Annotated in this window: 32 protein-coding genes; 24 read left to right on the top strand and 8 right to left on the bottom strand. The window is 37.5% G+C overall.

What is annotated here, in order from left to right:
* Positions 1 to 11: 11 nt before the first annotated feature.
* From yjbM to AC3EA5_RS07195, 3 genes are read left to right on the top strand one after another with little or no spacing between them, the layout of a single operon-like run.
* Positions 12 to 689 carry a GTP diphosphokinase gene (gene yjbM, locus AC3EA5_RS07185; RefSeq protein ID WP_394188680.1) on the top strand — a complete coding sequence of 226 codons (678 nt, stop codon included), beginning with the start codon at positions 12 to 14 and terminating at the stop codon, positions 687 to 689.
* Complete coding sequence (locus AC3EA5_RS07190) at positions 686 to 1,483, top strand: NAD kinase (RefSeq protein ID WP_394188679.1); 798 nt, start codon at positions 686 to 688, stop codon at positions 1,481 to 1,483. The genes yjbM and AC3EA5_RS07190 overlap by 4 nt, the downstream gene beginning before the upstream one ends.
* Entirely contained in the window at positions 1,476 to 2,354 is an 879-nt protein-coding gene (locus tag AC3EA5_RS07195) for an RluA family pseudouridine synthase (RefSeq protein WP_488607747.1), read from the top strand. The genes AC3EA5_RS07190 and AC3EA5_RS07195 overlap by 8 nt, the downstream gene beginning before the upstream one ends.
* On the opposite strand, the gene prpE is transcribed toward AC3EA5_RS07195, so the two are convergent.
* Complete coding sequence (gene prpE, locus AC3EA5_RS07200; protein ID WP_488607712.1) at positions 2,348 to 3,094, bottom strand: bis(5'-nucleosyl)-tetraphosphatase PrpE; 747 nt, start codon at positions 3,092 to 3,094, stop codon at positions 2,348 to 2,350. The two genes, AC3EA5_RS07195 and prpE, sit on opposite strands and share 7 nt — an antisense overlap.
* A 151-nt stretch (positions 3,095 to 3,245) precedes the next feature.
* Between prpE and mgtE the strand changes: the two genes are divergently transcribed.
* The 4 genes from mgtE (at position 3,246) to AC3EA5_RS07220 (ending at position 7,501) form a co-directional block, all read left to right on the top strand.
* Positions 3,246 to 4,583 (top strand): magnesium transporter, encoded by a 1,338-nt coding sequence (gene mgtE / locus AC3EA5_RS07205; RefSeq protein ID WP_488607748.1) that lies wholly within the window; start codon positions 3,246 to 3,248, stop codon positions 4,581 to 4,583.
* A gap of 381 nt (positions 4,584 to 4,964) precedes the next feature.
* The gene (gene fabI / locus AC3EA5_RS07210; RefSeq protein WP_488607713.1) at positions 4,965 to 5,735 is read left to right on the top strand and encodes an enoyl-ACP reductase FabI; all 771 of its coding nucleotides are present in this window, start codon (positions 4,965 to 4,967) and stop codon (positions 5,733 to 5,735) included.
* 43 nt (positions 5,736 to 5,778) lie between these two features.
* Positions 5,779 to 6,159 carry a hypothetical protein gene (locus AC3EA5_RS07215; RefSeq protein WP_488607714.1) on the top strand — a complete coding sequence of 127 codons (381 nt, stop codon included), beginning with the start codon at positions 5,779 to 5,781 and terminating at the stop codon, positions 6,157 to 6,159.
* 388 nt (positions 6,160 to 6,547) lie between these two features.
* Positions 6,548 to 7,501 carry a nuclease-related domain-containing protein gene (locus AC3EA5_RS07220; protein ID WP_488607715.1) on the top strand — a complete coding sequence of 318 codons (954 nt, stop codon included), beginning with the start codon at positions 6,548 to 6,550 and terminating at the stop codon, positions 7,499 to 7,501.
* Between the two features lie 233 nt (positions 7,502 to 7,734).
* On the opposite strand, the gene AC3EA5_RS07225 is transcribed toward AC3EA5_RS07220, so the two are convergent.
* Together AC3EA5_RS07225 and AC3EA5_RS07230 are read right to left on the bottom strand one after the other, a co-directional pair.
* Positions 7,735 to 7,923 (bottom strand): hypothetical protein, encoded by a 189-nt coding sequence (locus AC3EA5_RS07225; protein WP_488607716.1) that lies wholly within the window; start codon positions 7,921 to 7,923, stop codon positions 7,735 to 7,737.
* Positions 7,924 to 8,214: 291 nt separating this feature from the next.
* A complete protein-coding gene (locus tag AC3EA5_RS07230; protein ID WP_394188675.1) occupies positions 8,215 to 8,739 on the bottom strand; it encodes a CotY/CotZ family spore coat protein in 525 nt (174 codons plus the stop codon).
* 129 nt (positions 8,740 to 8,868) lie between these two features.
* On the opposite strand from AC3EA5_RS07230, the gene AC3EA5_RS07235 reads away from it, so the two are divergent.
* The 7 genes from AC3EA5_RS07235 to AC3EA5_RS07265 all read left to right on the top strand — a co-directional run bounded on the left by AC3EA5_RS07235 (position 8,869) and on the right by AC3EA5_RS07265 (position 11,933).
* Positions 8,869 to 9,276, top strand: a complete 408-nt coding sequence (locus AC3EA5_RS07235) for a YhcN/YlaJ family sporulation lipoprotein (protein WP_488607717.1) — start codon at positions 8,869 to 8,871, stop codon at positions 9,274 to 9,276.
* The gene (spoVAC, locus tag AC3EA5_RS07240; protein ID WP_488607718.1) at positions 9,276 to 9,734 is read left to right on the top strand and encodes a stage V sporulation protein AC; all 459 of its coding nucleotides are present in this window, start codon (positions 9,276 to 9,278) and stop codon (positions 9,732 to 9,734) included. Before AC3EA5_RS07235 ends, spoVAC begins: the two co-directional genes overlap by 1 nt.
* On the top strand, positions 9,731 to 10,732 hold the full coding sequence (locus AC3EA5_RS07245) for a stage V sporulation protein AD (protein WP_488607749.1): 1,002 nt from the start codon (positions 9,731 to 9,733) through the stop codon (positions 10,730 to 10,732). Before spoVAC ends, AC3EA5_RS07245 begins: the two co-directional genes overlap by 4 nt.
* 9 nt (positions 10,733 to 10,741) lie before the next feature.
* Positions 10,742 to 11,104: a stage V sporulation protein AE gene (spoVAE, locus tag AC3EA5_RS07250; protein WP_394188671.1), complete on the top strand. Its 363-nt coding sequence runs from the start codon at positions 10,742 to 10,744 to the stop codon at positions 11,102 to 11,104.
* A 70-nt stretch (positions 11,105 to 11,174) separates the two neighbouring features.
* A complete protein-coding gene (locus tag AC3EA5_RS07255; RefSeq protein ID WP_394188670.1) occupies positions 11,175 to 11,288 on the top strand; it encodes a YjcZ family sporulation protein in 114 nt (37 codons plus the stop codon).
* An 11-nt stretch (positions 11,289 to 11,299) separates the two neighbouring features.
* Positions 11,300 to 11,557 (top strand): stage VI sporulation protein F, encoded by a 258-nt coding sequence (locus AC3EA5_RS07260; RefSeq protein ID WP_394188669.1) that lies wholly within the window; start codon positions 11,300 to 11,302, stop codon positions 11,555 to 11,557.
* A gap of 70 nt (positions 11,558 to 11,627) precedes the next feature.
* Complete coding sequence (locus AC3EA5_RS07265; RefSeq protein WP_488607719.1) at positions 11,628 to 11,933, top strand: hypothetical protein; 306 nt, start codon at positions 11,628 to 11,630, stop codon at positions 11,931 to 11,933.
* 196 nt (positions 11,934 to 12,129) lie between these two features.
* Here AC3EA5_RS07265 and AC3EA5_RS07270 read toward each other — a convergent pair whose 3' ends face one another.
* The 3 genes from AC3EA5_RS07270 to AC3EA5_RS07280 all read right to left on the bottom strand — a co-directional run bounded on the left by AC3EA5_RS07270 (position 12,130) and on the right by AC3EA5_RS07280 (position 13,884).
* Positions 12,130 to 12,561 (bottom strand): GNAT family N-acetyltransferase, encoded by a 432-nt coding sequence (locus AC3EA5_RS07270; protein WP_488607720.1) that lies wholly within the window; start codon positions 12,559 to 12,561, stop codon positions 12,130 to 12,132.
* Positions 12,562 to 13,080, bottom strand: coding sequence for a YjcG family protein (locus tag AC3EA5_RS07275; protein WP_488607750.1), 519 nt, complete (start codon positions 13,078 to 13,080; stop codon positions 12,562 to 12,564).
* 81 nt (positions 13,081 to 13,161) lie between these two features.
* Positions 13,162 to 13,884 carry an alpha/beta hydrolase gene (locus AC3EA5_RS07280; RefSeq protein WP_394188666.1) on the bottom strand — a complete coding sequence of 241 codons (723 nt, stop codon included), beginning with the start codon at positions 13,882 to 13,884 and terminating at the stop codon, positions 13,162 to 13,164.
* 110 nt (positions 13,885 to 13,994) lie between these two features.
* On the opposite strand from AC3EA5_RS07280, the gene AC3EA5_RS07285 reads away from it, so the two are divergent.
* The 7 genes from AC3EA5_RS07285 (at position 13,995) to AC3EA5_RS07315 (ending at position 20,051) form a co-directional block, all read left to right on the top strand.
* The gene (locus AC3EA5_RS07285; RefSeq protein WP_394188665.1) at positions 13,995 to 14,579 is read left to right on the top strand and encodes a phosphatidylglycerophosphatase A family protein; all 585 of its coding nucleotides are present in this window, start codon (positions 13,995 to 13,997) and stop codon (positions 14,577 to 14,579) included.
* 110 nt (positions 14,580 to 14,689) lie between these two features.
* Positions 14,690 to 15,637 carry a TAXI family TRAP transporter solute-binding subunit gene (locus AC3EA5_RS07290; RefSeq protein WP_394188664.1) on the top strand — a complete coding sequence of 316 codons (948 nt, stop codon included), beginning with the start codon at positions 14,690 to 14,692 and terminating at the stop codon, positions 15,635 to 15,637.
* 133 nt (positions 15,638 to 15,770) lie between these two features.
* Positions 15,771 to 16,283, top strand: coding sequence for a DUF1850 domain-containing protein (locus AC3EA5_RS07295; protein WP_488607721.1), 513 nt, complete (start codon positions 15,771 to 15,773; stop codon positions 16,281 to 16,283).
* Positions 16,276 to 18,306: a TRAP transporter permease gene (locus AC3EA5_RS07300; protein WP_488607722.1), complete on the top strand. Its 2,031-nt coding sequence runs from the start codon at positions 16,276 to 16,278 to the stop codon at positions 18,304 to 18,306. Before AC3EA5_RS07295 ends, AC3EA5_RS07300 begins: the two co-directional genes overlap by 8 nt.
* A gap of 154 nt (positions 18,307 to 18,460) precedes the next feature.
* A complete protein-coding gene (locus AC3EA5_RS07305) occupies positions 18,461 to 18,832 on the top strand; it encodes a hypothetical protein (RefSeq protein WP_394188661.1) in 372 nt (123 codons plus the stop codon).
* A 209-nt stretch (positions 18,833 to 19,041) separates the two neighbouring features.
* Positions 19,042 to 19,284 carry a hypothetical protein gene (locus AC3EA5_RS07310; RefSeq protein WP_488607723.1) on the top strand — a complete coding sequence of 81 codons (243 nt, stop codon included), beginning with the start codon at positions 19,042 to 19,044 and terminating at the stop codon, positions 19,282 to 19,284.
* 641 nt (positions 19,285 to 19,925) lie between these two features.
* Positions 19,926 to 20,051, top strand: coding sequence for a hypothetical protein (locus tag AC3EA5_RS07315; protein ID WP_394188659.1), 126 nt, complete (start codon positions 19,926 to 19,928; stop codon positions 20,049 to 20,051).
* 26 nt (positions 20,052 to 20,077) lie between these two features.
* Here the strand turns inward: AC3EA5_RS07315 and AC3EA5_RS07320 are convergent, their stop codons facing one another.
* Together AC3EA5_RS07320 and AC3EA5_RS07325 are read right to left on the bottom strand one after the other, a co-directional pair.
* On the bottom strand, positions 20,078 to 20,245 hold the full coding sequence (locus AC3EA5_RS07320; RefSeq protein ID WP_488607724.1) for a hypothetical protein: 168 nt from the start codon (positions 20,243 to 20,245) through the stop codon (positions 20,078 to 20,080).
* Between the two features lie 120 nt (positions 20,246 to 20,365).
* Complete coding sequence (locus tag AC3EA5_RS07325) at positions 20,366 to 20,536, bottom strand: hypothetical protein (protein WP_488607725.1); 171 nt, start codon at positions 20,534 to 20,536, stop codon at positions 20,366 to 20,368.
* A 263-nt stretch (positions 20,537 to 20,799) separates the two neighbouring features.
* Here AC3EA5_RS07325 and AC3EA5_RS07330 point away from each other — a divergent pair, with 263 nt between their 5' ends.
* The 3 genes from AC3EA5_RS07330 to AC3EA5_RS07340 all read left to right on the top strand — a co-directional run bounded on the left by AC3EA5_RS07330 (position 20,800) and on the right by AC3EA5_RS07340 (position 23,526).
* Entirely contained in the window at positions 20,800 to 20,994 is a 195-nt protein-coding gene (locus AC3EA5_RS07330; RefSeq protein WP_488607726.1) for a hypothetical protein, read from the top strand.
* A 152-nt stretch (positions 20,995 to 21,146) separates the two neighbouring features.
* Entirely contained in the window at positions 21,147 to 22,007 is an 861-nt protein-coding gene (locus AC3EA5_RS07335; RefSeq protein ID WP_488607727.1) for an SDR family NAD(P)-dependent oxidoreductase, read from the top strand.
* The gene (locus tag AC3EA5_RS07340) at positions 21,994 to 23,526 is read left to right on the top strand and encodes an AMP-binding protein (RefSeq protein ID WP_488607728.1); all 1,533 of its coding nucleotides are present in this window, start codon (positions 21,994 to 21,996) and stop codon (positions 23,524 to 23,526) included. The genes AC3EA5_RS07335 and AC3EA5_RS07340 overlap by 14 nt, the downstream gene beginning before the upstream one ends.
* Positions 23,527 to 23,720 lie beyond the last annotated feature (194 nt).

The following is a 23,720-nucleotide window of genomic DNA, read 5'->3' on the forward strand; positions in this document are numbered from 1 at the left end:
GGGGACGGGTCATGGGGCAGTGGGAGCGTTTTTTAGAACCATATAAGCAAGCAGTAGACGAACTTAAGGTGAAACTAAAAGGTATGAGAATGCAATTCGAAATAGAGAATACCAATTCACCCATTGAATTTGTAACGGGGCGCGTCAAACCGCTGGCAAGTATATATGACAAGACCCTTGAAAAAGGGATTTCTTTTGAACCATCTTCGCAACTTGCACATGAACTTCCGGATATTGCGGGACTTCGTATGATGTGTCAGTTTGTCGATGACATTGAAACTGTGGTTGAGCTTTTACGGAGCCGACATGATTTGAAAATTATCGAGGAACGCGATTACATTTCACAGGAAAAACCGAGTGGTTATCGCTCGTATCATATGATTATCGAATACCCAGTACAAACGATTCACGGGGAACGAACGATTTTAGCTGAAATTCAAATTCGTACGTTAGCCATGAATTTTTGGGCATCCATCGAGCACTCATTAAATTATAAATACAAGGGTGTATTTCCTGAGGAAATAAAGAATCGTCTGCAAAGTGCTGCTGAAGCGGCTTTTCGATTAGATGAGGAAATGTCTTTAATTCGCAATGAAATTCAAGAAGCTCAAAAATATTTCAGCGATTACAAGGAAACTGGACCTGCTGATTTCCCGAAAACGAGTGGAGGGAGGACGAAACGCTTATGAAATTTTTCATTCAATCACGCAATGATGACTTATCAAATGAATTGATGGATAGAGCCAAAACGTATTTGTCGGATTTTGGTTTGGAATGGAATGAAGAATCTCCTGACATCGTTCTGTCCATTGGTGGAGATGGCACGCTCCTTCATGCTTTTCATCGCTATCGTGAACAGTTAGCGACGGTTGCTTTCGTAGGTATTCATACGGGGCATTTAGGATTTTACGCGGACTGGAAGCCGGCTGAAATCGAGAAGTTGGTCATTTCAATTGCTAAAAAAGAATTTGAAGTGATTCAATATCCGCTTTTGGAAGCAACGATTCATTATCGCAATGATGACCAAACAAAGTACTTAGCTTTAAATGAAAGCACGATTAAATCGCCAGATGTCACGCTTGTAATGGATGTTGAACTCAATGGCACTCATTTTGAGCGATTCCGTGGAGACGGTTTGTGTATGTCAACACCGTCAGGCAGTACAGCCTACAATAAAGCCTTAGGTGGAGCTGTCATTCACCCGTCGTTAGATGCGATGCAATTGACGGAGATGGCATCCATTAACAACCGAGTGTTTCGTACGGTAGGTGCACCTCTCGTCTTACCTGCACACCATACTTGCGTATTGAAACCAGTAAAAGCACCCGATTTCATGGTCACGGTGGATCATGTTCAGCTTTTACATAAAGATGTCAAATCGATTGAGTATCGTGTGGCAAAAGAAAAAGTGCGTTTCGCCCGTTTTAGACCGTTTCCGTTTTGGACGCGCGTTCACGACTCGTTCATTGACAGCGATGTCTAATCAATTTCAATTACCATTCATTTCGACTAAAGAACAAATACTGCGAGAGGCTTTAGCCGAATGGGATATTTCAAAACGAACACTAACCGCCATCAAATATGAGGGTGGATCATTACTTGTAAATGGACAGGAAAAAACGGTCAGACATATTCTCCAAAAAGGGGATATGGTGACCGTTATTTTTCCGCCTGAAAAGGTCAGTGACGGCCTTTTATTACAAGCAGGGGAACTCGATATTGTGTACGAAGATGACGTGCTATTAGTTGTGAATAAACCCGCTGGACTCGTAACCATTCCTTCGAAAGAACATCCGACAGGGAGTTTAGCGAACATCATCGCATACTATTATGACCAGAACCACATTTCGTCGACTGTTCATATTTTAACTCGTCTAGATCGTGATACGTCAGGTCTAATATGTCTTGTGAAAAATAGGCATATCCATCATTTAATGACCTCTAATCATTTATTGAAAAAAACGTATGAAGCATTTGTTGAAGGTATTGTAGAGATAGATCAGCAATCAATTATTGCGCCAATTAGACGAAAAGGAACGAGTATTATTGAGCGTGAAGTACAAGAGGATGGACATTATGCGCATACGGACGTAACCGTAATGAAGCGTTTCGAGCGATTCACGCATGTTAGCTGCTTATTGCACACAGGCAGAACCCACCAAATTCGCGTGCACTTAGCTCATATTAAGCATCCATTAGTCGGAGATGAACTTTACGGAGGGTCAGTCAAGGATCTGACGCGCTCCGCTCTTCACTGTTCAAGTCTAACCATCAAACATCCTTTAACAAAAGAAGTGATGAAGTTGAAAGCACCGTTGCCAAAAGACATGGACGATTTTTTAGCACTTCAATAATCCCCATAATCGTGGAACTTTTCAGCGATGTACGGCTGTTTAGAAGGGACGGAGACCGTCTCCATCTCGGGATAGCGGAGTGCTGTTAATTTCCCGCCAAATACACAGCCTGTATCAATATTAATCGTCGCGTTTTTCTTGCGAGGTTCTTTTACAGGTGTGTGACCATAGACGATTAAAGCATCTCCATGATACGCTTTAGCCCAGTCTTTTCGAACAGGTCTTCCATCAGGATGTTTTTCTCCACTAATATCTCCGTATAAAACAAAAGTGATGATGTTTTTTTGAATAGGTTGACCAATCATATCTTCGCGAATTCCGGCATGAGCAATGATGAGTTTTTCATTATCTAGTCGATGGTAAAAAGGGAGCTTCTCATAAAACGCGATGAATCGTTTGCGGAATATCTCTTGTTTTGACTTAGTCAATTGTTTGAATTCGGCCACTGTCGTTTCTAAACCATGTGTAATTTGAACATTCGAACCCTTTAAGTAGCGATAGAATTTATTGCAGTGATTTCCCGGGCAATAAAATAACTTTTTTGCATCGTCCATATTGAACAACAATTGCCATACTGCGAGTGACTCTGGACCTCGATCAGCTGCATCGCCTACAAATGCTAAATTTCGACCATCTGGATGAATAAATGTTCCATTTTTTTGTTCATATCCAAGTACTTCAAGTAATTCGAGAAGTTCTTCATAACATCCATGAATATCACCAATGATGTCATATGGCATGTTTTTCACCTCATCACATGAATTAAGTTGCTATGTGTACAGTGTAACCCATAAAATAACTACATATGAATGAAAGTCATTGTCTTTATGTAAGCAATGAAAGGAGGACACGATCATGGCAGAGCAACCATACAACCGAGAAGAAAACGAAATGGACGACGAAAAGTTATTAGCCATACTGATCAATCGTGATTTTGACACATTCCGTGAAGAATTCCTTTCTTTGCACCCGTATGATCAAGCACAATTTTTTGAAAAAATCGATCCTGAAATGAGACAAATCATATTTGAGTACTTGTCGCCTAAAGAAATGGCTGAAATTTTTCAGTCCATCGAATTGGATGATGATGAATACGAACCTTTCCTAAAGGAAATGGAAAACACGTATGCTGCAGATATGTTATCGGAAATGTACGCCGATAACGCAGTAGATGTTCTAAACGAACTTGGCAAAGACCAAGTGGCAAGCTATTTGACGATCATGGATAACGAGTCTGCTCAAGAAATCAAGGACTTGCTGCACTATGAAGAATATACAGCCGGCTCCATCATGACAACAGAATATGTGGTCATTCCTGAAAACTCAACCGCCCGTTCGGCGATGACGATATTGAGAAATGCAGCACCAGAAGCCGAAACCATTTACTACATTTTCGTTGTGAATGAAGAAAATAAACTCACTGGTGTCGTGTCACTTCGTGACTTAATTATTTGCGATGAAGATACGTTAATCCGTTCGATTATGAATGAACGTGTAGTGAGCGTGTCCGTAAGTGAAGACCAAGAAGAAGTGGCTCGAATGATTAAAGATTATAATTTCCTTGCTGTACCAGTTGTTGATTTCCAAAATCACTTGCTTGGGATTATTACAGTCGATGATATTTTGGATGTATTAGAAGAAGAAGCAAATGATGATTACTCGAAACTTGCTGCCGTATCCGAAATGGATACGTTCGATAAAGGTCCATTAACTGCTGCGAAGAAGCGTCTTCCATGGCTTATAATTCTTTTATTCCTAGGAATGATTACCGCGAATTTAATGGGAATCTTTGAAAAAACGCTCGATCAAGTCGCTATTTTAGCTGTCTTTATTCCATTAATTGCAGGGATGGCAGGTAATAGTGGTACACAAGCGCTGGCAGTAGCTGTTCGCGGGATTGCGACAGGTGATATTGAAGAACAGAGTAAGATGAAACTCTTAATTCGTGAAGCGGGAACGGGCCTGATTACTGGTTTAGTTTGTGGAGTTGTTGTAGTGGCAATCGTTTATTTTTGGCAGCACCAATTATTGCTCGGATTATTAGTCGGAGCAGCGATTTTCGGTTCGATATTTGTTGCGACTTTGGCAGGATCTTTTGTGCCTTTATTAATCCACCGCATGAATATCGATCCAGCTGTTGCATCAGGTCCATTTATTACAACACTTAACGATATTATCAGTATTTTGATCTATCTCGGGTTAGCAAGCATGTTCTTAACTCAGCTTTGATGAAAATGCATTTTAATAAAGTTTGTACAAATAAAAACGTTGATTTCCACTGCGGTGGACGCTTTCCGGGGGGCACGTCTTTAGCCGCTTCCCTCGCGGTGCTCAGTCCAGGGTCTAAAGCTCGCGCTGTTCCCCTCGGAGTCGCCACCTCCATTCCAATCAATTATAATGGTTGTAATTATCACTATGAAATTTGCATTTTTCCACATACAAGAGACTTCCAGAATCGTCCGTGGAAAAAGAAATAGGCGACCACTAAATAACAAAAAATAATTTTCATATAAACACCATACTGAGAAAAGTGCAATTGCACTTTTCTTTTTTGTGAGGTAATATTAGTACCAGGTATTAATAATTAGTTATAACTTAGGGGGAACATAGATGTCTTTATCCTTACAAGGAAAAACGTATGTCATTATGGGTGTTGCAAATAAACGAAGTATTGCGTGGGGAATTGCTCAATCACTTGATAAAGCTGGCGCAAATTTAATTTTCACATATGCAGGTGAACGATTTGAAAAACCTGTTCGTGATTTAGTTGGAACACTTGAAGGGAAACATGAACTTGTTTTACCATGTGACATTACGATTGATGAAGATGTCGAAAACTGTTTTTCTACGATTGAAAAAGAAGTTGGGAAAATTGATGGCTTGGCACATTGTATCGCCTTCGCTAAATCTGAAGAATTAGCTGGGAATTTCTCTGACACGTCAAGAGAAGGGTTTTTATTAGCCCATAACATTAGCTCATTTTCATTAACAGTTGTTGCGAAAGCTGCGAAACCTTTAATGACTGAAGGCGGAAGCATTGTAACGTTAACTTACCTTGGTGGGGAAAAAGTCGTGCCTAACTACAACATTATGGGTGTTGCAAAAGCATCACTTGATATGTCAGTTCGTTATTTAGCTGCTGACCTTGGTCAATACAATATCCGTGTAAACGCTATTTCAGCAGGACCAATTCGTACATTGTCTGCAAAAGGTGTAAGCGACTTTAATAGCATATTAAAAACAATCGAAGAGCGTTCACCATTGCGTCGCAATACAACTCCTGAAGAAGTTGGCGACACAGCGTTATTCTTATTTAGCAACTTATCACGCGGTATAACTGGCGAAACCATCCACTGCGACAGCGGATATCACATTCTGTAAACGGTCTGCATAAACTAACTCAAAAAAGGACGTGACTGTATCATTGGAAACTGATCCTCTCCTTTTTGTTAGTGGACCTCCAGTATATCGACATCACAAGAAAACCAAAAAATGGATCGAAGAAAGTACATCCATCTTTCCAGAACGTCAATTAGAAGTAGAAGTGAAAGTAGAATCTGAAGTGAAGACTGAATCGACCATGTGGAAGAGACTAAATTACTTCACTTCGCCATTTGCTCAACACGTTTACCGACCTTTAACTTTTCAAATGAAATACGGTGAGACTCTTCAAGGCCTCGTCGACAAGCTTGATGACGAAAGTGCCACACTTCGACTCGTCGATGGCACCATCATCTCCATAGATATGGACGACATTCAAGAAATTAACTGGCGAGGAAAACCTTTTCCAGTGCGGTTTAGATGATTCGTTGGAAGAAGATACCCAGAGATGGGTGTCTTTTTTTGTTTGGGGTAATGGTGATATTTTGTGTTACATAGCGATTTTATGCTTAACGCCATATTAATTATGGATAACGCCATATTACGTGGTTAAAACGACAAAATCAGTAACTGGAACGACAAATTAATGTCGGGTTGCGACAAATTATCGACCGGTAACGGCAAAAAGTTACTAGTTAAATCGAAAGATTATTTTTCATATTATTTAATAAATAAACATGCTTTATAGTAACAATTTATTGGAAAATAGATCGAAATTCATTTTTGCCCAGAAGTATTGCGGAAAATGAGATTTTCCTGTATATGGTAATGTAAGTGATTTCATGCTACATTCTTTTAAAAGGGGAAAATCAGTGATTATAAAAAAGCGATCTCTACAAATGAATTACTTGAGTCATGCAGCTGTAATAAAAAGAATCGACCCGTTGAATCCTAAGTTTCAACAAATACATAATAATTTCATGAGAGCTAAATCAGGTGTTTGGGGAGAAGAAAGTATCGATTATTATCTCTCGAATTATCATCACCCATATCCCCATTTAATTTTGCAAGATGTTCATTTGTTCGCAAATTCCTATTTTCAGATTGATAATTTATTTATAACGCAATTTTTTATTTTGGTAATTGAAGTAAAGAATATCAAGGGAAATATCGAATTGACACAGAAACCTTTTGATCTGATTCGAACAAATGACCTTGGAGAACAGATGTCACTAGACAGTCCAGAAGAACAGCTAGAAAAAAATATGATTTGGCTAAATGATTGGCTTGGGAATAAAGGATGGACTATTCCGGTAAAAGGGATTATCGTTTTTACGAATATGGATTCACAAATTAAGGTTAATGAAACTACATATAGCGTTGTTAAAGGAAAACATTTGCCTACTTGGATTAGAAAGATGGAACACACGAAGGAATACTTAACTGTAGATCAGATGAATGAGTTAGCAGAAGAAATAAATACAAACCATAAAAATTACAAACATAAATCGATTTTAGAAAGATATCAGTTGACGAAGGATGAAATTATCACAGGCGTGCAATGTCCAGAGTGTTTTGAATTTGGAATGAAAAAACATCGCAGACATTGGTCATGTTCAAATAATCATCAATCAGTCGATGCACATTTAAAGACTTTGGATGACTATTTTTATATTTTCGGAATGAGTATTACGAATAAAGAATGTAGACGATTTTTACAAATTGAGAATGTACATGTCTCGAAAAGATTATTGACTTCAATGGATTTACATATTAGTGGAAAAACAAAAAGACGTGAATATGTCAAAACATATAGGGGAAATTAAATAATGATTAAAAAACATTTCAGTAGATATGAAATGTTTTTTTATTTGTTTTATAGTCTGCTTCTGTCTCTGCAGAAGCCTCCAAATATCGTCAAACGCCAAATAATCATCAAGTAACGCCAAATTAATGGTAAGTTGCGCCATATTATCACTCCGTACCGCCATATTCCGCTCACCAAACGCCAAATTGTCAAAGGTTAACGCCAAATTATTAAGTAGCTAACCAAAATCTTTCAAGAAGGAAGCTTCTGCCTCTGCAGAAGTCTCCAAATAGCGTCTAACGCCAAATAATCATCAGGTAACGCCAAATTAATGGTAAGTAGCGCCATATTATCACTCCTTACCGCCATATTCCACTCACCAAACGCCATAATATCAAAGGTTAACGCCAAATTATTCAGTAGTAAACCAAGATCTTTCAAGAAGGAAGCTTCTGCCTCTGCAGAAGCCTCCAAATATCGTCTAACGCCAAATAATCATCAGGTAACGCCAAAATAAAGGTGTGTTGCGCCATATTATCACTCCGTATCGCCATATTCCGCTCACCAAACGCCATATTATCAAAGGTTACCGCCAAATTATTCAGCAGCTAACCAAGATCTTTCGAGAAGGAAGCTTCTGCTACGGCAGAAGCATCATATTTAAAATCAGAAGAGCCCAATCTCATAATAGAGATTGGGCTTATTAGACACTGCAAGCTTGAAGTACTTATTTTATTCGCATACCCCTAAAAATACGTCTGCTACACACTCAATGCCGCAGAAGCAATTTAAGTCAACTGTGATACAGCTATCAGAAGGTCGGAAATTACGAACCTTACAAATTTGGCTGAGTTTCAGTTTAGTACCGCATTCATCTAGAAGATTTACTTCGTGGTTATGTCGATCAAGTGGCTCTAGTACTCGAAGAGTTGCACAGCAACCATCAAATACGTCCTCGACACGGAAAAATACGGAGAAGCAATCACAGTCATGATAATCGTTATCGCGGAAGAATGCTTTAAAAGGTGTACCTTCTTTCGTCAAAAGCATGAATACGCGAGTATCAGCTTGGTGACGTGAAGGACTTACAAGACCACCTAGTGGTTCTAAAAAGCAATTCGTAGGGCAAACCGGACAATCATTTTCGACTACAGCATCTTGAATGTCTTTAATCGCGCGTACGACGTCACAAATGCAGCGACCTGTGGTGATTCCAGCTACGGTAGATGTTGATTCCAAGTTACGTCCACATCCCATTTTGTTTTCACCTCGCTTTCTTTCAAAGTCTTTATAATTTATGTCGATGTTGATAAAGAAACAGGGCTATTCGACCTTTATTACATAAACTTTCTTTTTCAACTCATACTAAGAAAAAAGGTGATTAACATGAAAAAAATAGGCTGGTTGATTTTAGCTGTGTCGCTGCTCTTAAGCGGATGTTCAGATGATCCACAGATTGATTTGCTTCATGCCAAGCAGGATGAACAAGAGTTAGAAACTTTACGGTTCATATTAGAAGACGAGGAGAAAATGAGTGAATCTGTTGGGGTGTTTTTCGATCATCAAGTCATTGTGGCTGTTCAAGTGCACCCGCTATCTAAATTTAGAAAAGAAAAAATCGAGAAGCGAATTTCTGATGAATTGAAGAAAAAATTTCCGGATCACGAGATCTTTGTTTCGAGTGATTTAAAAATCATGTGGGAATTAAAAGACTTAGTCGACCAGAACCCATCTGAAGAAACGTTGAAAAAAACGTTGGCCGACATCCAGTCATTAGCTAAGGAGGCAACATAATGGATGCGAAGTCATATCAACCGATTGTAGACCAAATTGCACCAAAACGTCCTGTCTTGAGAAATTGTATGACAGCCTTTTTAACAGGCGGTATTATTTGTGCTATCGGTCAGCTCATTTCGTATGTGTATATGTACTTTTTCGATTTTACCGAACGGACAGCAAGCAACCCAACTGTCGCTACATTGGTGTTTATTGCCATGTTATTAACAGGTTTCGGACTTTATAAAAAAATAGGTCAATTTGGCGGTGCAGGATCTGCAGTTCCGGTTACAGGGTTTGGGAATGCAGTGATTTCAGCAGCGATTGAACATAAGTCGGAAGGATTTATTTTAGGCGTTGGTGGCAATATGTTTAAATTAGCTGGCGCTGTTATTGTGTATGGCGTATTTTCTGCCTTTGTCGTTGCTTTGATTAAGACGATTTTAGTGTCGATGGGAGTGCTAGAGTGGTCATGAAATCACGCCTTCTAACTTTTCAATCAAGACCAACGATTCTTTCAACTGCTGTTACGGCAGGTCCTCTGGAAAAACAAAGTGTATTCCATTCTTCTTTTGATGTCATTTATGATGACGAACGGACACATTTAAAGACAAATGAACAAGGAAATGCACAATTAATAGAAGATACATGTTTACTTGCCGTTCGAAAAGCGGGACTGGAAATAGCGGATATCGATGTTTTACTTAGTGGAGATTTAGTAAACCAGATGACGCCGACTAATTTTGCAGCGAGGGAACTTGCTGTCCCTTTTATGGGGATGTTTTCTGCTTGTGCGACTTCCGTTTCCTCTTTAATAACTGGAAGTGTTTTAATCGAATCTAACCTTGTAGAAAACGTATTATTTGGATCTTCGAGTCAGCATAATGCGGTTGAACGTCAATTCCGCTATCCAATTGAATATGGTGCACAAAAGCCTCCAACAGGTCAATGGACGGTTACGGCAGGTGGGTTCGGTGTTTTGTCTCACTCAAAAAGCAATCTTCCGTATGTTCATTCAGCAACAATAGGACAAGTCGTTGACTGTGAATGCACAGACCCGCTAGATATGGGAAGTGCGATGGCACCTGCAGCATTTGATACAATTCAAACTCATTTAAATGAAAACGGAAATGACGTGCCTTATGATCTCATTATGACAGGGGATTTAGGGAAAACGGGCTTTGCAATTTTACAAGAACTTTTGAAAAAAAGTGGACTTAATTCTTATCCAGTCAAAGTATACCGTGATGCAGGAGCTGAATTTTATGGTAATAAATCAGAGTTCCGTTCAGGTGCAAGTGGAGCTGGATGTTCTGCTTCCGTGTATTTTGGTCCGATTTATAGTGATTTATTAGCCAAAAAATTAAAAAAAGTACTGTTAGTTGCAACAGGAGCTTTGCTGTCGCCGCTCTCTTTCCAACAAGGAGAGACGATTCCATGCATTGCACATGCTGTTGAACTTTGCATAGATTGAGGTGTAGGGATGATACTTTCAACCATTATCGCGTTTGTAGTTGGTGGACTTGTTTGTGTAGTAGGTCAATTGTTATTTGACGTAGCAAAGTTAACACCTGCACATACGTTAAGCCTGTTAGTTGTTGTAGGATCCGTTCTGGATGGGTTTGGATTATACGAACCGTTTATCGATTTTGCTGGTGCAGGGGCAACGGTTCCCATCATGTCTTTTGGTAACTCATTAACCCATGGTGCATTACAAGAGGCGGAGAAGCATGGCATAATCGGTGTTTTAACAGGAATGTTCGAAGTAACAAGTTCAGGAATTAGTGCCGCTATTCTTTTTGGGGTCATTGGTGCACTACTATTTAAGTCAAAAGGAAACATCTAATAAGGAATTTGCCCTCCTCATTCCTATTTGTTCGCATATTCTAGGTCGAATAGGAAAGGGGGGAAATAACATGTACGGATGCTGTAATCCTTATGATGACTACAAGTCTAATAACGGGTCTACGTTTGTTTTAATCGTCGTACTTTTCATCCTATTAATCATAGTTGGTAAAAGTTTTTGTTAGGAGGGAATCGTATGCATGATTCATTTTTTAAGAAAATCGAACAAAAAACGGGCGTTTCAATGGATGAAGTTTTCACTTTAGCCAACGCTATTCAGTTCGCTGACTTTTCAGATGAAAAACAGGTAAAGAAAATTGTCCGCAAAGTTTCTAAACTAGCGGGAAAACCACTAACTAAAGAGTTTGAACAACAGATTGTTGAGTCTGTTATTCAAAAAGGAAACAAAATTGATTTGAATGAAATCTCTTCAATGATAAACAAAAATAATTAATTTTGGTTTTGACGGACATAAAAGCGGGTAAAGTATCGTATAACATGGTAACAGAAGGAGGATGACGACGATGGGTTACATCTTACCAATTCAACCAATTCAATCTCAACAATACGCAAATAGATTGCAAATGAGCAATTATGACTTTGCTCATATTAATGCCGTTCAACCAATTAAAATGAAATCGATATTTGAAGATCAATTGGAAGAGCGTTCAAAACAACTTGAAGAGGAAGATGAATCAATATCTGTCTCATCGCATTCTTTCCGACAAGCTGTACCATATAAGGGATTCATTCAACCGAACCCTGTCAATCTATCTCCTGAAATCGCTAAAGTTAGCGGTAAAGGAAATCAAATTAACGCATATATTTAGTCGCTCATAACGTTTTCTCATTTTAATGAGAAAGCGTTTTTTTTTTTTTGAAGATTGTAGAAAACATATTAAGTTGACTACTAATGACAAACAAAGTTGTCACCAGTTTCATGAAAACAAACACAAACACTTGATTTCCTGGAACTTAAAAGAAGCGCACACATTCAAACTCAAAATGTGTGCGCTTCTTATTTGGTTAATTTAATACTTTCTCCATCGTTCGATGAGGAATACCAGCATCTAAAAATTCAGGTGAAGTAATTTTATAATTTAACTTTTCATAAAATGGAATGGCATAGGATTGTGCATTCAATTTTACAGTTGAAAGTCCAGCTTGTAATGCATATTCTTCCATCTTCTCCATCATCAAGTTTCCAAGATGTTTTCCTCGATAGTCTGGTAAGATGCAAACCCGTTCTACTTTGGCAATGCCAGTTTCAGGTTCACGTATGCGACCTGCTCCAATAGGTTGAGAACCATCATAAGCTATAAAATGAGTGGCATAAGAATCATGTTCATCAAGTTCTAGATGGACAGGAACATTTTGTTCTTCCACGAATACGAGTTGTCTTACGTGAAAAGCATCATTACGTTCTTGTTCGGTTTCTACTCTTTTTGATGAAATCAATTAATTTCCAGCTCCAGACAAACGGAATGTTTCATATACCGTCCAAGAACCATCTTCTAATTGATACAACAAATGTAAACGGTCAATGATTTCTTCATGATCTACACCAACCATTTTTAATTGACCAAAAATGTCATCGTGTTCACCTGATGCCATTTTTTGAGCAATGGTAATATGCGGAACAAAAGCATATTCAGCTTGAGCTCCTAAAACATCTGAGTGCAAATCTTTATGAAGTTCAAGAAGTTCTGGAGTAGGTTCTACTTTAAAGTAAATGGCGTTTGTAACTGGTGAGAACGAACTCACACGGGACGTCTGTAAAGAAAAGGGTTTATGACGTTTTACAACTTCTCCGATTTGAGTTGATAGTGTTTCAATTTCTTCATCACTCGCTTCAAATACGCCTTTGACAGTCATATGTGGTGTGATAAGTGAATAATGTGGGTCATAACGTTTACGGTATGAGTTAGCTAAATCTTGTAGTTTTTTCGATGGGAATGCAACGACTCCGTATTTCATCATCAAAAACCTCCTTCTTAGTTGAATGAATACATACTTATATTATAGCAAAGATTTCGGAATTGGCATTCAATTAACTTATTAGTGACCAAAATTCATTTGAAGTGCACGTTTCATATCCGGTTGCCAATGTTTCCAAGTATGGTCTCCGTTAAATTCGTCATAGAAGACTGAAAAACCTCTTTCTACCATCAATGAATTCAAAACACGATTCGGTTTTAGGAAGTTTTCCACTTCTCCACGAGTCGTTTTCACTTCATCTTCCTTTAAGCCGATGATGTGATAAACCGAGAAAGCATGAGGGGCACGAGCATGTTCAACCTTTTCTAAAACCGCTTCATTTACTAATGGTGAATGAAGAATGACTTTCCCAAAAATATTTGGATATTTGACTGCCGCTAATAAAGAAACAGTTGCAGCTAAAGAGTCTCCAATTAAAGCTCGTCCCATACCAATTTGGTAAGTTGGATATGTGGCATCTAAATAGGGAACGAGTTCATGAGCTAAAAATCGTAAATAAGCATCATGCTGTTCGCCGTCTGGATGATATTTTTTTAGACGATCTTCGACGCTCTTATAAGGAACGCCAACGACAATAATATTTTCGATTTCGTTATTTTCAAGTAATTCATCAGCTACACGAGGAATTCGTCCTAATTGAAAATAGTCTTTGCCGTCTGAGGCAATTAAAACTGTATATTTATAAAGAGGTGAATAGTTAGAGGGTATGTAAATAAGTAGTTGCATATCTTCTTGTAAAGCTTCACTAAATAGTGTGATATCTTGGATTGTTCCTTTTGACATATGACGAAATCCTCCTAGGTATTAACGGTATAGAAATTGTAACATAATGCAGTCGGAAGGTATAATAATGAGTAGGGAAATGAATGTTCTAGAGAAATGGAGATGAAAAGATGGATCAATTACAACCAAGAGTGCATTCGAATGCAGTATATGAAGCTACGAAGGAAGCATTATTAAGACGTGGTGTCACGATTCAGGAAATAGCAAATATCGTTTTTGAGATGCAAATAGCTTATAACATTGGACTAACGATTGAGCATTGTATCGAATCGGTTGAAAGTGTCTTGAAGAAACGAGAAATGCAACATGCCATTTTAGTTGGTGTAGAGTTAGATGAACTGGCTGAGAAAAAAATGTTATCTGCTCCACTACAACAAATCGTTGAAGCCGATGAAGGATTATTTGGAGTAGATGAAACAATCGCCCTCGGATCTGTATTTACATATGGAAGTATAGCCGTCACTACGTTCGGGCATTTGGATAAAAATAAAATTGGTATTATCAAAAAGTTGGATACAAAAATCGGTAATGGAATCCATACATTTTTAGATGATCTGGTAGCGAGTGTAGCTGCTTGTGCTTCTTCTCGTATTGCACATCGAACGCGAGATTTAGAAGAACATAATGAAACATTTGCGGATATTACACCAGAAGAAACTGCACCTGAGACAAAAGTTGAGGGTACAACAACTTAATTTAATGGTAATAAATGTCTTCTGGCTTATCGAACTATTACCTATTATGAGATAATTCATGCTAGAATATAAATTGGAAGACGAATCATATTTAAGGGGGACAACCATTTATGAAGAAGAAAAAAGTAGGAATTCTTGCAGCATTAGGGTTATCTGCGACTCTATTATTAGGAGCATGTAATTCAGGCGGAGATTACAAGTTTATCAGTATCGTTACAGGCGGTACGACTGGTACTTATTATTCACTTGGTGGAACACTGGCAAACATTATTTCTGAAGAAGCTGGTGTGGAAACAACTGCTGAAGTTTCTCAAGCATCTGCAGCTAACATGACAGCGCTTAAAGATGGAAAAGCTGAAATTGCTTTCGTACAAACAGATATCGCTTACTATGCAACTGCTGGCGAATTAATGTTTGAAGGCGATGCAATTGATTCAATCGCAGCTATCGGTGCTCTTTACCCAGAAACAATTCAGTTGGTTACAACTGCTGATACTGGCATTGCATCTTATGAAGATCTTAAAGGTAAAAAAGTATCTGTAGGTGCTCCTGGTTCAGGAACATTCGCTAATGCTGAACAACTTTTAGAAATTCACGGTATGACGATGGATGATATTGATGCTCAAAACTTGGACTTTGGTGAATCTCAAGAAAGTTTGCAATCAGGTCAAATTGATGCTGCTTTCATTACTTCTGGAACGCCAACTGGTGCAGTTGAAAGCTTAAACGCAACGACTGAAGTTGTCATTGTTCCTGTTGAAGATTCAAAAGCTGATGAACTAATTGAAAAGTATCCTTATTACGCTAAAGAAACAATTCCTGCTGGAACATATGGTATGGCTGGTGAAGTACCAACTGTTTCTGTTCTTGCTATGTTAGCTGTAACTAAGGATCTTCCTGAAGATCTAGTTTATGATATTACTAAAGCAATTTACGAAAATACGGATCAAATTCAACATCCTAAAGGTGCATTTATCAAAGCTGAAACAGCGTTAGATGGGATCGATATCGATGTACATCCAGGTGCTCAAAAGTACTTTGATGAAGTAAATAAATAAGATTCAAATAAGACGATGAAGCAATTGCTTCATCGTTCTTTCTTCTAGAAAGTATTTGAACAAGAAGAAAATGTCTCACTCATGTCCTAAAATTGGACAAGGTGGGTTTTTCTCATGAAATGAGGTTATTCCAATGAAAAAGAGCAAATTAATAATTGGAGTAATTATTTTCTTGACTACCCTATTCATTTTGCTGGTTCCATATCGTTGGAGCTTTGTATTCTTCGAGCAACGGACAACAAATCCTGTTGCCTATCTTCCTCTAAATGATGAGAAGACCTTTCACATTCGCTATACCCATTCAATTCATTTATCAGATGTCTTCGAAACGTATAAAATAACAAATGACCATCAAATCCAAATTTTCTCTCTTGAATATGAGGATTTTGCAATCGGAATGCCCTCAGGTGCTGGTGAAGGAGAGAAATTTTTTGAATTAGATGGGAAGTATTACATAACCAACATGTCACAAGAATTTCCATCTATTAGTATGTTGGTAGGGGATATTAATAAAGACCTTGCTTTTAAGTACGATAACAACGAATATAATTTAAAGGACTACTTAATAAGAGGTGAGTCGTATACATTCCAAGTTGCGCGCTTATCCCTATTGGACCAACTGAGAGGAGCGAGGATTCGTGAGTGATAAAACAAAACATCCAGAAAAAGATGAACAGTTCGAACAGTTAACTGACGAACAACAACGTGAAATATTAGAGAAGTATGATCCGGAATCGAATACACGAGATTTAAAAGGCATTATGTTGAAAGTTGTATTCTTTGGATTACTAGCTTTTTCTTTATTCCAAGTGTACACAGCCATTTTTGGCCAATACACAGCCTATATTCAGCGGTCCATCCATTTAGGCTTTGCCTTATCATTAATTTTCTTGCTGTTCCCGGCAATTAAAAAAGGCGATCGAAGCAAACGAAACCGGATTCCTTTTTATGATTACATTTTATCGATTTTATCCATTGGAGTCGGTTTATACTGGCCAATTATGTACAACGACTTAGTATTCCGAGTAGGTAATGTAACTACAACAGATTTAATTGTCGGTGTATTAGCGATTTTGCTTGTTTTAGAAGCAACTCGAAGAGCGGTTGGTCTACCAATCACGATTATCTCTTCTGTATTTATTCTTTACACGTTCTTTGGTCGTTATTTCCCAGGTTTCTTGGCTCACCGTGGTCAAGATTTAGAAAGTGTTGTTCAACTGATGTTCTTTACAACGGATGGTATTCTAGGTACTCCGTTAAGCGTATCTGCAACGTTCATATTCGTATTCTTGTTATTTGGAGCGTTTTTAGTAAAGACCGGTGTGGGTCAATATTTTAATGATTTAGCCGTTGCTTTTGCAGGACATTTAATTGGTGGACCTGCTAAAGTAGCCATTTTCTCCAGTGCATTGCAAGGAACAATCTCAGGAAGTTCTGTAGCGAACGTAGTTACATCAGGATCATATACGATTCCAATGATGAAAAAACTTGGCTATAAAAAAGAATTTGCCGGTGGGGTAGAAGCAGCTGCTTCTACTGGTGGTCAAATTATGCCTCCAATCATGGGTGCAGCAGCATTCTTAATGGTTGAATTCATTGGTGGGATTGAATATTGGGATATTGCAAAAGCAGCAGCAATCCCTGCATTGCTTTATTTCACAGGAATTTGGATTATGACTCACTTTGAAGCCAAACGAGTTGGATTAAGAGGGTTAAAACCAGAAGAAATGCCAAACCGCAAAGAAGTCTTAAAGAAAATTTATTTACTGCTTCCGATAGTGGGAATTATCGTTATGTTATTTAACAATATTCCTACGATGCAAGCAGCCTTGTACGGTATTTTATTAACGATAATTGTAAGTTCATTCAATAAAGAAACACGTCTTGGATTTAAAGATATTATCGAAGCATTAGTAGATGGAGCCCGCACAGCACTTGCTGTTGCAGCCGCAACTGCAGCTGCAGGTATTATCGTAGGTGTTGTCGTAAAAACAGGACTAGGATTAAGTTTAGCTAATGGACTTGTTTCTGCATCTGGAGGAAACGTATTGCTAACGCTATTCTTTACGATGTTAGCTGCGATTGTTTTAGGTATGGGATCACCAACTACAGCTAACTACGTGATTACGTCGACCATAGCAGCGCCAGCCATTATTACATTATTAATGCTGGATTCACCTGAAGGTGCCGTGGTACCTATCGCTGTTGCATTGTCAGCTCATTTATTCGTATTCTATTTTGGTATTATTGCCGATATTACACCACCAGTTGCATTAGCAGCATTTGCAGCATCGGGTGTTTCTGGCGGCGATCCAATCAAAACAGGTGTAACTTCTGCAAAACTCGCGATTGCCGCATTCATTATTCCATATATGTTTGTCCTTTCTCCTGAGTTGTTAATGATTGATACGACCATTCCACAATTGATATGGGTATTAATCACAGCTATATCAGGTATGATTGCAATTGGTGCTGGAATGATTGGTTATTGGTACCGTGATGTGAAGTGGTATGAGCGTATATGGGCGGTTATCGCTGGACTATTGCTTATTTACCCTGAAGGTATTTCAGACACAATTGGTTTAATTATGTTTGTATCAATATTTGCATTACAATATTTCACACGTGATAAAAGTCATGACAAAGTAAAAGCTGCACCAGTATCTTAAAAAGAGAAACCGAATGTAACGGCTAAGTTGCCGATGCATTCGGTTTTTTTCTGAAATAATTTTATTTAGCTACTCAAAATAGTTTTCAAATATGATATGATTTAATTATCAAGTTATCATATTATTACCATTATTAGGTAAAAGGAGATTAAGAATGAATCTACAAGAATTAGCTACGAAAATTAATGCATGTGTAGAAGATGTTGACTTAGTTGCAGCTCGTAAGTATATGGAAGAAAACAAAGAGCTGCTGAAAGATAATAAAAGTTTATTAAAAAGAAATGCCCGAGAATTGTTCGATTTTCTGTTAAATGCTTCTGAATCTAATTCAAAGCCCTTATCTAGAGAAGAGGTAGCAGCAACCAATGCCATCAACCTATACGCTACTAGGTTTGATATTAGAGGCTTAAAGATTGCTGTAAAAAACCATAGTGAGTTGCTTCTTCGAGAGGACATTACTCCTTATTTAAATAAAGACGCGAGAATATTACTAGAAGGCATGGGAGCAATACAAAAAAGTAATTAATACATAATGAACAATTCCTCTCTAGAACAATTAGAGGAATTGTTTTTTTGTACTAAAAAAATGGCTACAGGTTTTTGGATATCAGTCTAAGAAAAAACATAGTTTGCACAATTATTTTTGTGCAGGATATGTTTTTCTAATTGCGTTGGAATGAATAAGAAACACTACGAATACAATAGTACAAAGCTAGTAGGAAAGGAGGGAAAGCGTTGTTTGAAGTTTACAATATCGCCATTATTCCATTGATTCTTGGATTAGTCGAATTGTTTAAACGTGCGGGAGTATCGAATAGATTCTCACCATTTGTAGCTGTCATTTTAGGCGTGTTAGCTGGAATCTTTTATATCACGACAGATATTAAACAAGGGATCATTATCGGACTTATGTTAGGTTTATCTGCAAGTGGATTATATAGTGGATCTAAAAATTTTATGCAAGGAAGCGGGAAATAATCACCTATTATTAGCAATTATTTCTCTATGAGTAAAGAATAAAGGTGGTCGGGTATTTCTTTCGTTTCTCCGCAGGAGACTTTAGAAATAGCCGACCACTTTCCTATTATAAATTCGATATACGCTTATTAAATCTAAATTTTGATGTACAAATTGGTTTTCAATACATATTAAAAAATTTTCAGGTGAAGTAATTAATTCATTTGGATATATCTTATTTGAGAAAAATTTCATGTCGGAAATTATTTACCTTTTCGAATCAAATTCGAAAGAATATATAAGCATTGATTAATTTATATAAGAGCTATTTTTATTTTAGCGGAAGCTGGCGACTCCAGTGGGATTAGCGTGTCTAGGTGAGACCCCGCAGTGAGCATAGCGAATGAGGAGACTCACAGACCGCCCCGCGGAAAGCGTCCAGCTGTAGCGAACCAGGAGAATGTAGCTTATATATTAATTACTGCATTTTTTATGATTTTTGAAATTGATTCATCAGTTTCAAGCATGTAGATTCACGGCAAAATACCCCAAATGAATTGTTCATGTATTTTATTATGAAAAAATGCTCATTCTAGTGTTGTGGACAACCACTTAGGGAATAAGTTAAATGGTAAAGGATTTTATTCAAAGGGGATATGAAGATGAATGACCGATTATTAGAAAGCTTAGGAGAATATTTTGTTTATCACAGCGTTTTAGAACGATGCGGATTAACGTTTGAACAATTTATTGATAAATGGGAAAAAGGAATGTGGCAAGGATTTTAAAATCCCTTGCCAGATTTTTTTTTAATTTAAAACCCGCCGCGTTCATCTACATGGTGATTGTTTTGACCGTCCTTCACATGTAGTTCTTTCTTTTTCTCGTCAGACAAACCGTTCCCAATAGGTTGAGCGTTATTTACTTCATGAATGTTGGTTTGAGTGTGTTTTTCTTTAGACTCATTCGTTTTCTTTTCCATTTCATCTCATCCTTTCAATTATGAATTAAACCATTAATGGTATGTACAACTACCATACTTTCATACACTTTAGATTTAAAAATACCGCTTTGCCTGGAGGCGAAGCGGTTCTGACTTTCACTATTCTTCTTTTTCGTTCTCATGGTTTTGATTCGCATGAAGTTGATTTTGTTCCATTTTTAAACGATCTTGCTCGTTTTCTTGACCTTGATTATTCTGATTGTTTTGTTGCTGATACATCCGTTGATGTTTGTTTTGTTGATTATCATTGTCTTGACCTTTTTGACCCATAATAATTCCTCCTCATTATAAATGGAATTGCTAATGACTATTTTCCCTTTTGACAAAAAATAAAACATTTTTCCAACCAACTGGTATTTTCTGTTTAATTGATGAATTTAATAGTAAGCAGTTTGAACCAATAAATTTTTTCGAAAATGCATACTTTTTTAGAGTTAGGGGTATGTAATAAATAGCCACATCGATTTAACAACTAATGCTAAGTCTTCTTCCTTTTTTACCAGGAATTAAGAAGACTTAACGGGAGGTGTTAAATGAGAAAAGTTCAAGGACTTAAAAGCCTTATGGTCTACCTTGACTCTGTTGACTATCCACAATCTGAAGAACAGCTAAGTGCACTAATACAGAATGGAGCTATACCGCATACTATTCCTATTCGAAATATGATTATTTTTGACTTAGCTCATATCGATTGGTGGGTCGCAGAAAGGCGACAAAATAGTAAATAAAAGAAGCCCTGCTCATTTGAGTGGGGCTTTCTTGAGGTTAAGTTAAGGAAACTTTTACTTTGGAAACTGGATATTTATGCTAGTATATTCATAGTTTCATAATTTTTAATTTTTTAATTAAATAAAATATTTCATGAAAAGTAGGTATCCACTTGTATATATATAGTCTCTTAGAAAGATTTTTATTTACACCTACCTATCTTAATAAAGCGAAGTTATTAGCTGAACTTCATGGTAAAACCGTGTTAATCACTGGTGCAAGTTCAGGCATTGGCGAACAATTAGCGTACGATTTAGCCGATGCACATTGTCATTTGATTTTAGTGGCACGAAGAGAAGAAAAGTTAGTAACAATAAAAAATGAAATTGAAAAATCCGTAGCTAAAGTAAGTGTATATCATGCAGATCTTCGAAATGCGGAACAGCTTAATGGCATATTATCATTTCTTCACCAACTACCTGACGGGATCGATATAATCGTAAGCAATGCAGGATTGTCCATTAAGAGGTCCATTCAAGATTCGTTAGAACGATCCCATGATTTTAACCGAACCATGGCTATTAATTATTTTGCGCCGGTACAATTGTTGTTATCATTAATTCCGATCTTAAAAAAGAAACAGGGACACATCATTAATGTTTCGACTGTAAATGCCTTATTAACGCCAGTTCCTTTTTGGGCAGCTTATCAAGCTTCAAAATCAGCATTTGATGTGTGGTTCCGTTCAGCTGAACCTGAATTAAACGCAATGGGAATCTCAACAACATCTATTTATTTGCCATTAGTCAAAACTCCGATGATTGAGCCAACAGCTGCATATAAAAAAGCACCGGCTATGTCCTCGAAGCATGTCGCCAAAATTATTAGCAAATCCTTTTATAGAAAAAGGAAAAGATACCAACCGTGGTGGCTTATATTTGGTCAAATCGGTTCTCTGTTTTTCAGAAGGGCTTTTGAATTTTTCGTGACACAGAATTTAAGAAAAAGAGGAAATTACCATGAGGATCATTAAACTTCTTCATGTTCTATCTGAAATTAAATTACTCTCACCAGTAGGCGTATTCAGATTACTGTCTGCTTTTTATAAGAGTGGCATTAATCTTATGACTTTATTGAATTTTGCTGGTCGTACATATGGAAACCGAATCGCATTGGTGGATGCCAACGAGACATTGACTTATAAAGAACTTTTATTGGAGTCGGAAAACCTAGCAGTTGCTTTAAAGGAAAACATGCATATAGGCAGTGGTCAAAAAGTAGGATTCCTCTGTCACAATCATGCTTCATTCATTAAATCGATGTTTGCAGTGTCTCGTTTAGGAGCAGATTTGTATTTACTTAACACTGAAATTAGTAGTAGTCAGTTAAGAGGTTTTTTGTCGCAACAAAAGTTAGATGTTTTAATTTTTGATGTTGAACTGACTGCATTAGTTGAGGAAGCAGGTTTTAACAACACGAAAATTTTAAGTACCCACAGTCAATTTCCAGCTATTACTCAGATTCGAAACCATGGTAGCAAAAAAATTCCAAGGACAACAATGAGTAAAATCGTCCTTCAAACGGGTGGAACTACCGGGATATCGAAAGAAGCTGCACATAAACCTTCTATCTTTAACTATCTAAATCCTTTTTTAGCGTTGTTCAATAAATTTAATATGTTAGAACGTCAGACAGCTTATATAGCGACGCCGATTTATCATGGATATGGACTTGGAGTTCTTCTTTTATTCCTAGCATTGGGTAAAAAAATCGTGGTCAGTAAAGGATTCGATTCAAAACGAGCATGTGAAATCGTTCGTACCCATCAAGTAGAAGTGGTAACGGTGGTTCCATTGATGTTACAAAAGATGTTGAATCATTCTGTTGAATGCTTACAGTCACTGAAATGTATCGCTTCAGGCGGCGCAAAGCTTAGTTCGAAACTAATTGAAGAAACACAAAACAAATTAGGTGATGTGTTATTTAATTTATATGGAACTTCAGAAACGGGTTTAAATGTGATTGCCACGCCACATGATTTACGCTATTCTTCAACGACAATTGGCAAAAAAATTAAGGGTGTCCAATTAAAGGTGATAAGTAAAAACATGAAGGAGGTAAGGGGAGGAGAGATCGGCCACTTCTGTATAACGAATGATTGGTCAATCAGAAATAAAAAGAATAGATGGATTCAAACAGGGGATGTAGGATTCTGTGACGAGGAGGGCTACTATTTTTTACTAGGAAGAACAGATGATATGGTCGTTTCAGGTGGAGAGAATGTCTACCCTATTGAAGTGGAGCAGGTATTAATCACACATCATGCAATTGAAGATGTCGCTGTCATTGGAGTGATGGATGAACAATTCGGCCAAAGACTAAAAGCATTCATTCTGCCAATAAAAAACGCGACGATAACAAATGAGGAAATTACAACATGGTTAGGTAGCAGAGTAGCTCGATTCCAAATACCAAAAGAAATTTTAATGGTTCAGGAAATGCCCTATACTTCGCTTGGAAAGATTGATAAGAAATTATTGAAACTAAAATAGAGCGATACAACTAACCTGTCTTGCCTTTATTGCATGTCTTATTTGAAATAAAGAATAGATAAAACAATGAGTCCCATAATAGCTATTAATAATAGAATAAATGTATGCTTAGATTTAGGCTCCGGTTGATACATGCGATATCTTACCTTACGTGAGATCATTGAATACACTCCCATCAAATTCTAATGAAATTA

It is taken from the genome of Paenisporosarcina sp., assembly GCF_057785155.1.

Coding starts and splice junctions, on each gene's coding strand:
- yjbM (WP_394188680.1), top strand. CDS start 12: ATGGGGCAGTGGGAGCGTTTTTTAGAACCATATAAGCAAGCAGTAGAC.
- AC3EA5_RS07330 (WP_488607726.1), top strand. CDS start 20,800: ATGAGAAAAGTTCAAGGACTTAAAAGCCTTATGGTCTACCTTGACTCT.
- AC3EA5_RS07280 (WP_394188666.1), bottom strand. CDS start 13,884: ATGTCAAAAGGAACAATCCAAGATATCACACTATTTAGTGAAGCTTTA.
- AC3EA5_RS07260 (WP_394188669.1), top strand. CDS start 11,300: ATGCATGATTCATTTTTTAAGAAAATCGAACAAAAAACGGGCGTTTCA.
- AC3EA5_RS07325 (WP_488607725.1), bottom strand. CDS start 20,536: ATGGGTCAAAAAGGTCAAGACAATGATAATCAACAAAACAAACATCAA.
- prpE (WP_488607712.1), bottom strand. CDS start 3,094: ATGCCATATGACATCATTGGTGATATTCATGGATGTTATGAAGAACTT.
- AC3EA5_RS07285 (WP_394188665.1), top strand. CDS start 13,995: ATGGATCAATTACAACCAAGAGTGCATTCGAATGCAGTATATGAAGCT.
- AC3EA5_RS07195 (WP_488607747.1), top strand. CDS start 1,476: ATGTCTAATCAATTTCAATTACCATTCATTTCGACTAAAGAACAAATA.
- spoVAC (WP_488607718.1), top strand. CDS start 9,276: ATGGATGCGAAGTCATATCAACCGATTGTAGACCAAATTGCACCAAAA.
- mgtE (WP_488607748.1), top strand. CDS start 3,246: ATGGACGACGAAAAGTTATTAGCCATACTGATCAATCGTGATTTTGAC.
- AC3EA5_RS07295 (WP_488607721.1), top strand. CDS start 15,771: ATGAAAAAGAGCAAATTAATAATTGGAGTAATTATTTTCTTGACTACC.
- AC3EA5_RS07230 (WP_394188675.1), bottom strand. CDS start 8,739: ATGGGATGTGGACGTAACTTGGAATCAACATCTACCGTAGCTGGAATC.
- AC3EA5_RS07255 (WP_394188670.1), top strand. CDS start 11,175: ATGTACGGATGCTGTAATCCTTATGATGACTACAAGTCTAATAACGGG.
- AC3EA5_RS07275 (WP_488607750.1), bottom strand. CDS start 13,080: ATGAAATACGGAGTCGTTGCATTCCCATCGAAAAAACTACAAGATTTA.
- AC3EA5_RS07290 (WP_394188664.1), top strand. CDS start 14,690: ATGAAGAAGAAAAAAGTAGGAATTCTTGCAGCATTAGGGTTATCTGCG.
- AC3EA5_RS07320 (WP_488607724.1), bottom strand. CDS start 20,245: ATGGAAAAGAAAACGAATGAGTCTAAAGAAAAACACACTCAAACCAAC.
- AC3EA5_RS07340 (WP_488607728.1), top strand. CDS start 21,994: ATGAGGATCATTAAACTTCTTCATGTTCTATCTGAAATTAAATTACTC.
- AC3EA5_RS07245 (WP_488607749.1), top strand. CDS start 9,731: ATGAAATCACGCCTTCTAACTTTTCAATCAAGACCAACGATTCTTTCA.
- AC3EA5_RS07315 (WP_394188659.1), top strand. CDS start 19,926: ATGAATGACCGATTATTAGAAAGCTTAGGAGAATATTTTGTTTATCAC.
- fabI (WP_488607713.1), top strand. CDS start 4,965: ATGTCTTTATCCTTACAAGGAAAAACGTATGTCATTATGGGTGTTGCA.
- spoVAE (WP_394188671.1), top strand. CDS start 10,742: ATGATACTTTCAACCATTATCGCGTTTGTAGTTGGTGGACTTGTTTGT.
- AC3EA5_RS07305 (WP_394188661.1), top strand. CDS start 18,461: ATGAATCTACAAGAATTAGCTACGAAAATTAATGCATGTGTAGAAGAT.
- AC3EA5_RS07265 (WP_488607719.1), top strand. CDS start 11,628: ATGGGTTACATCTTACCAATTCAACCAATTCAATCTCAACAATACGCA.
- AC3EA5_RS07235 (WP_488607717.1), top strand. CDS start 8,869: ATGAAAAAAATAGGCTGGTTGATTTTAGCTGTGTCGCTGCTCTTAAGC.
- AC3EA5_RS07190 (WP_394188679.1), top strand. CDS start 686: ATGAAATTTTTCATTCAATCACGCAATGATGACTTATCAAATGAATTG.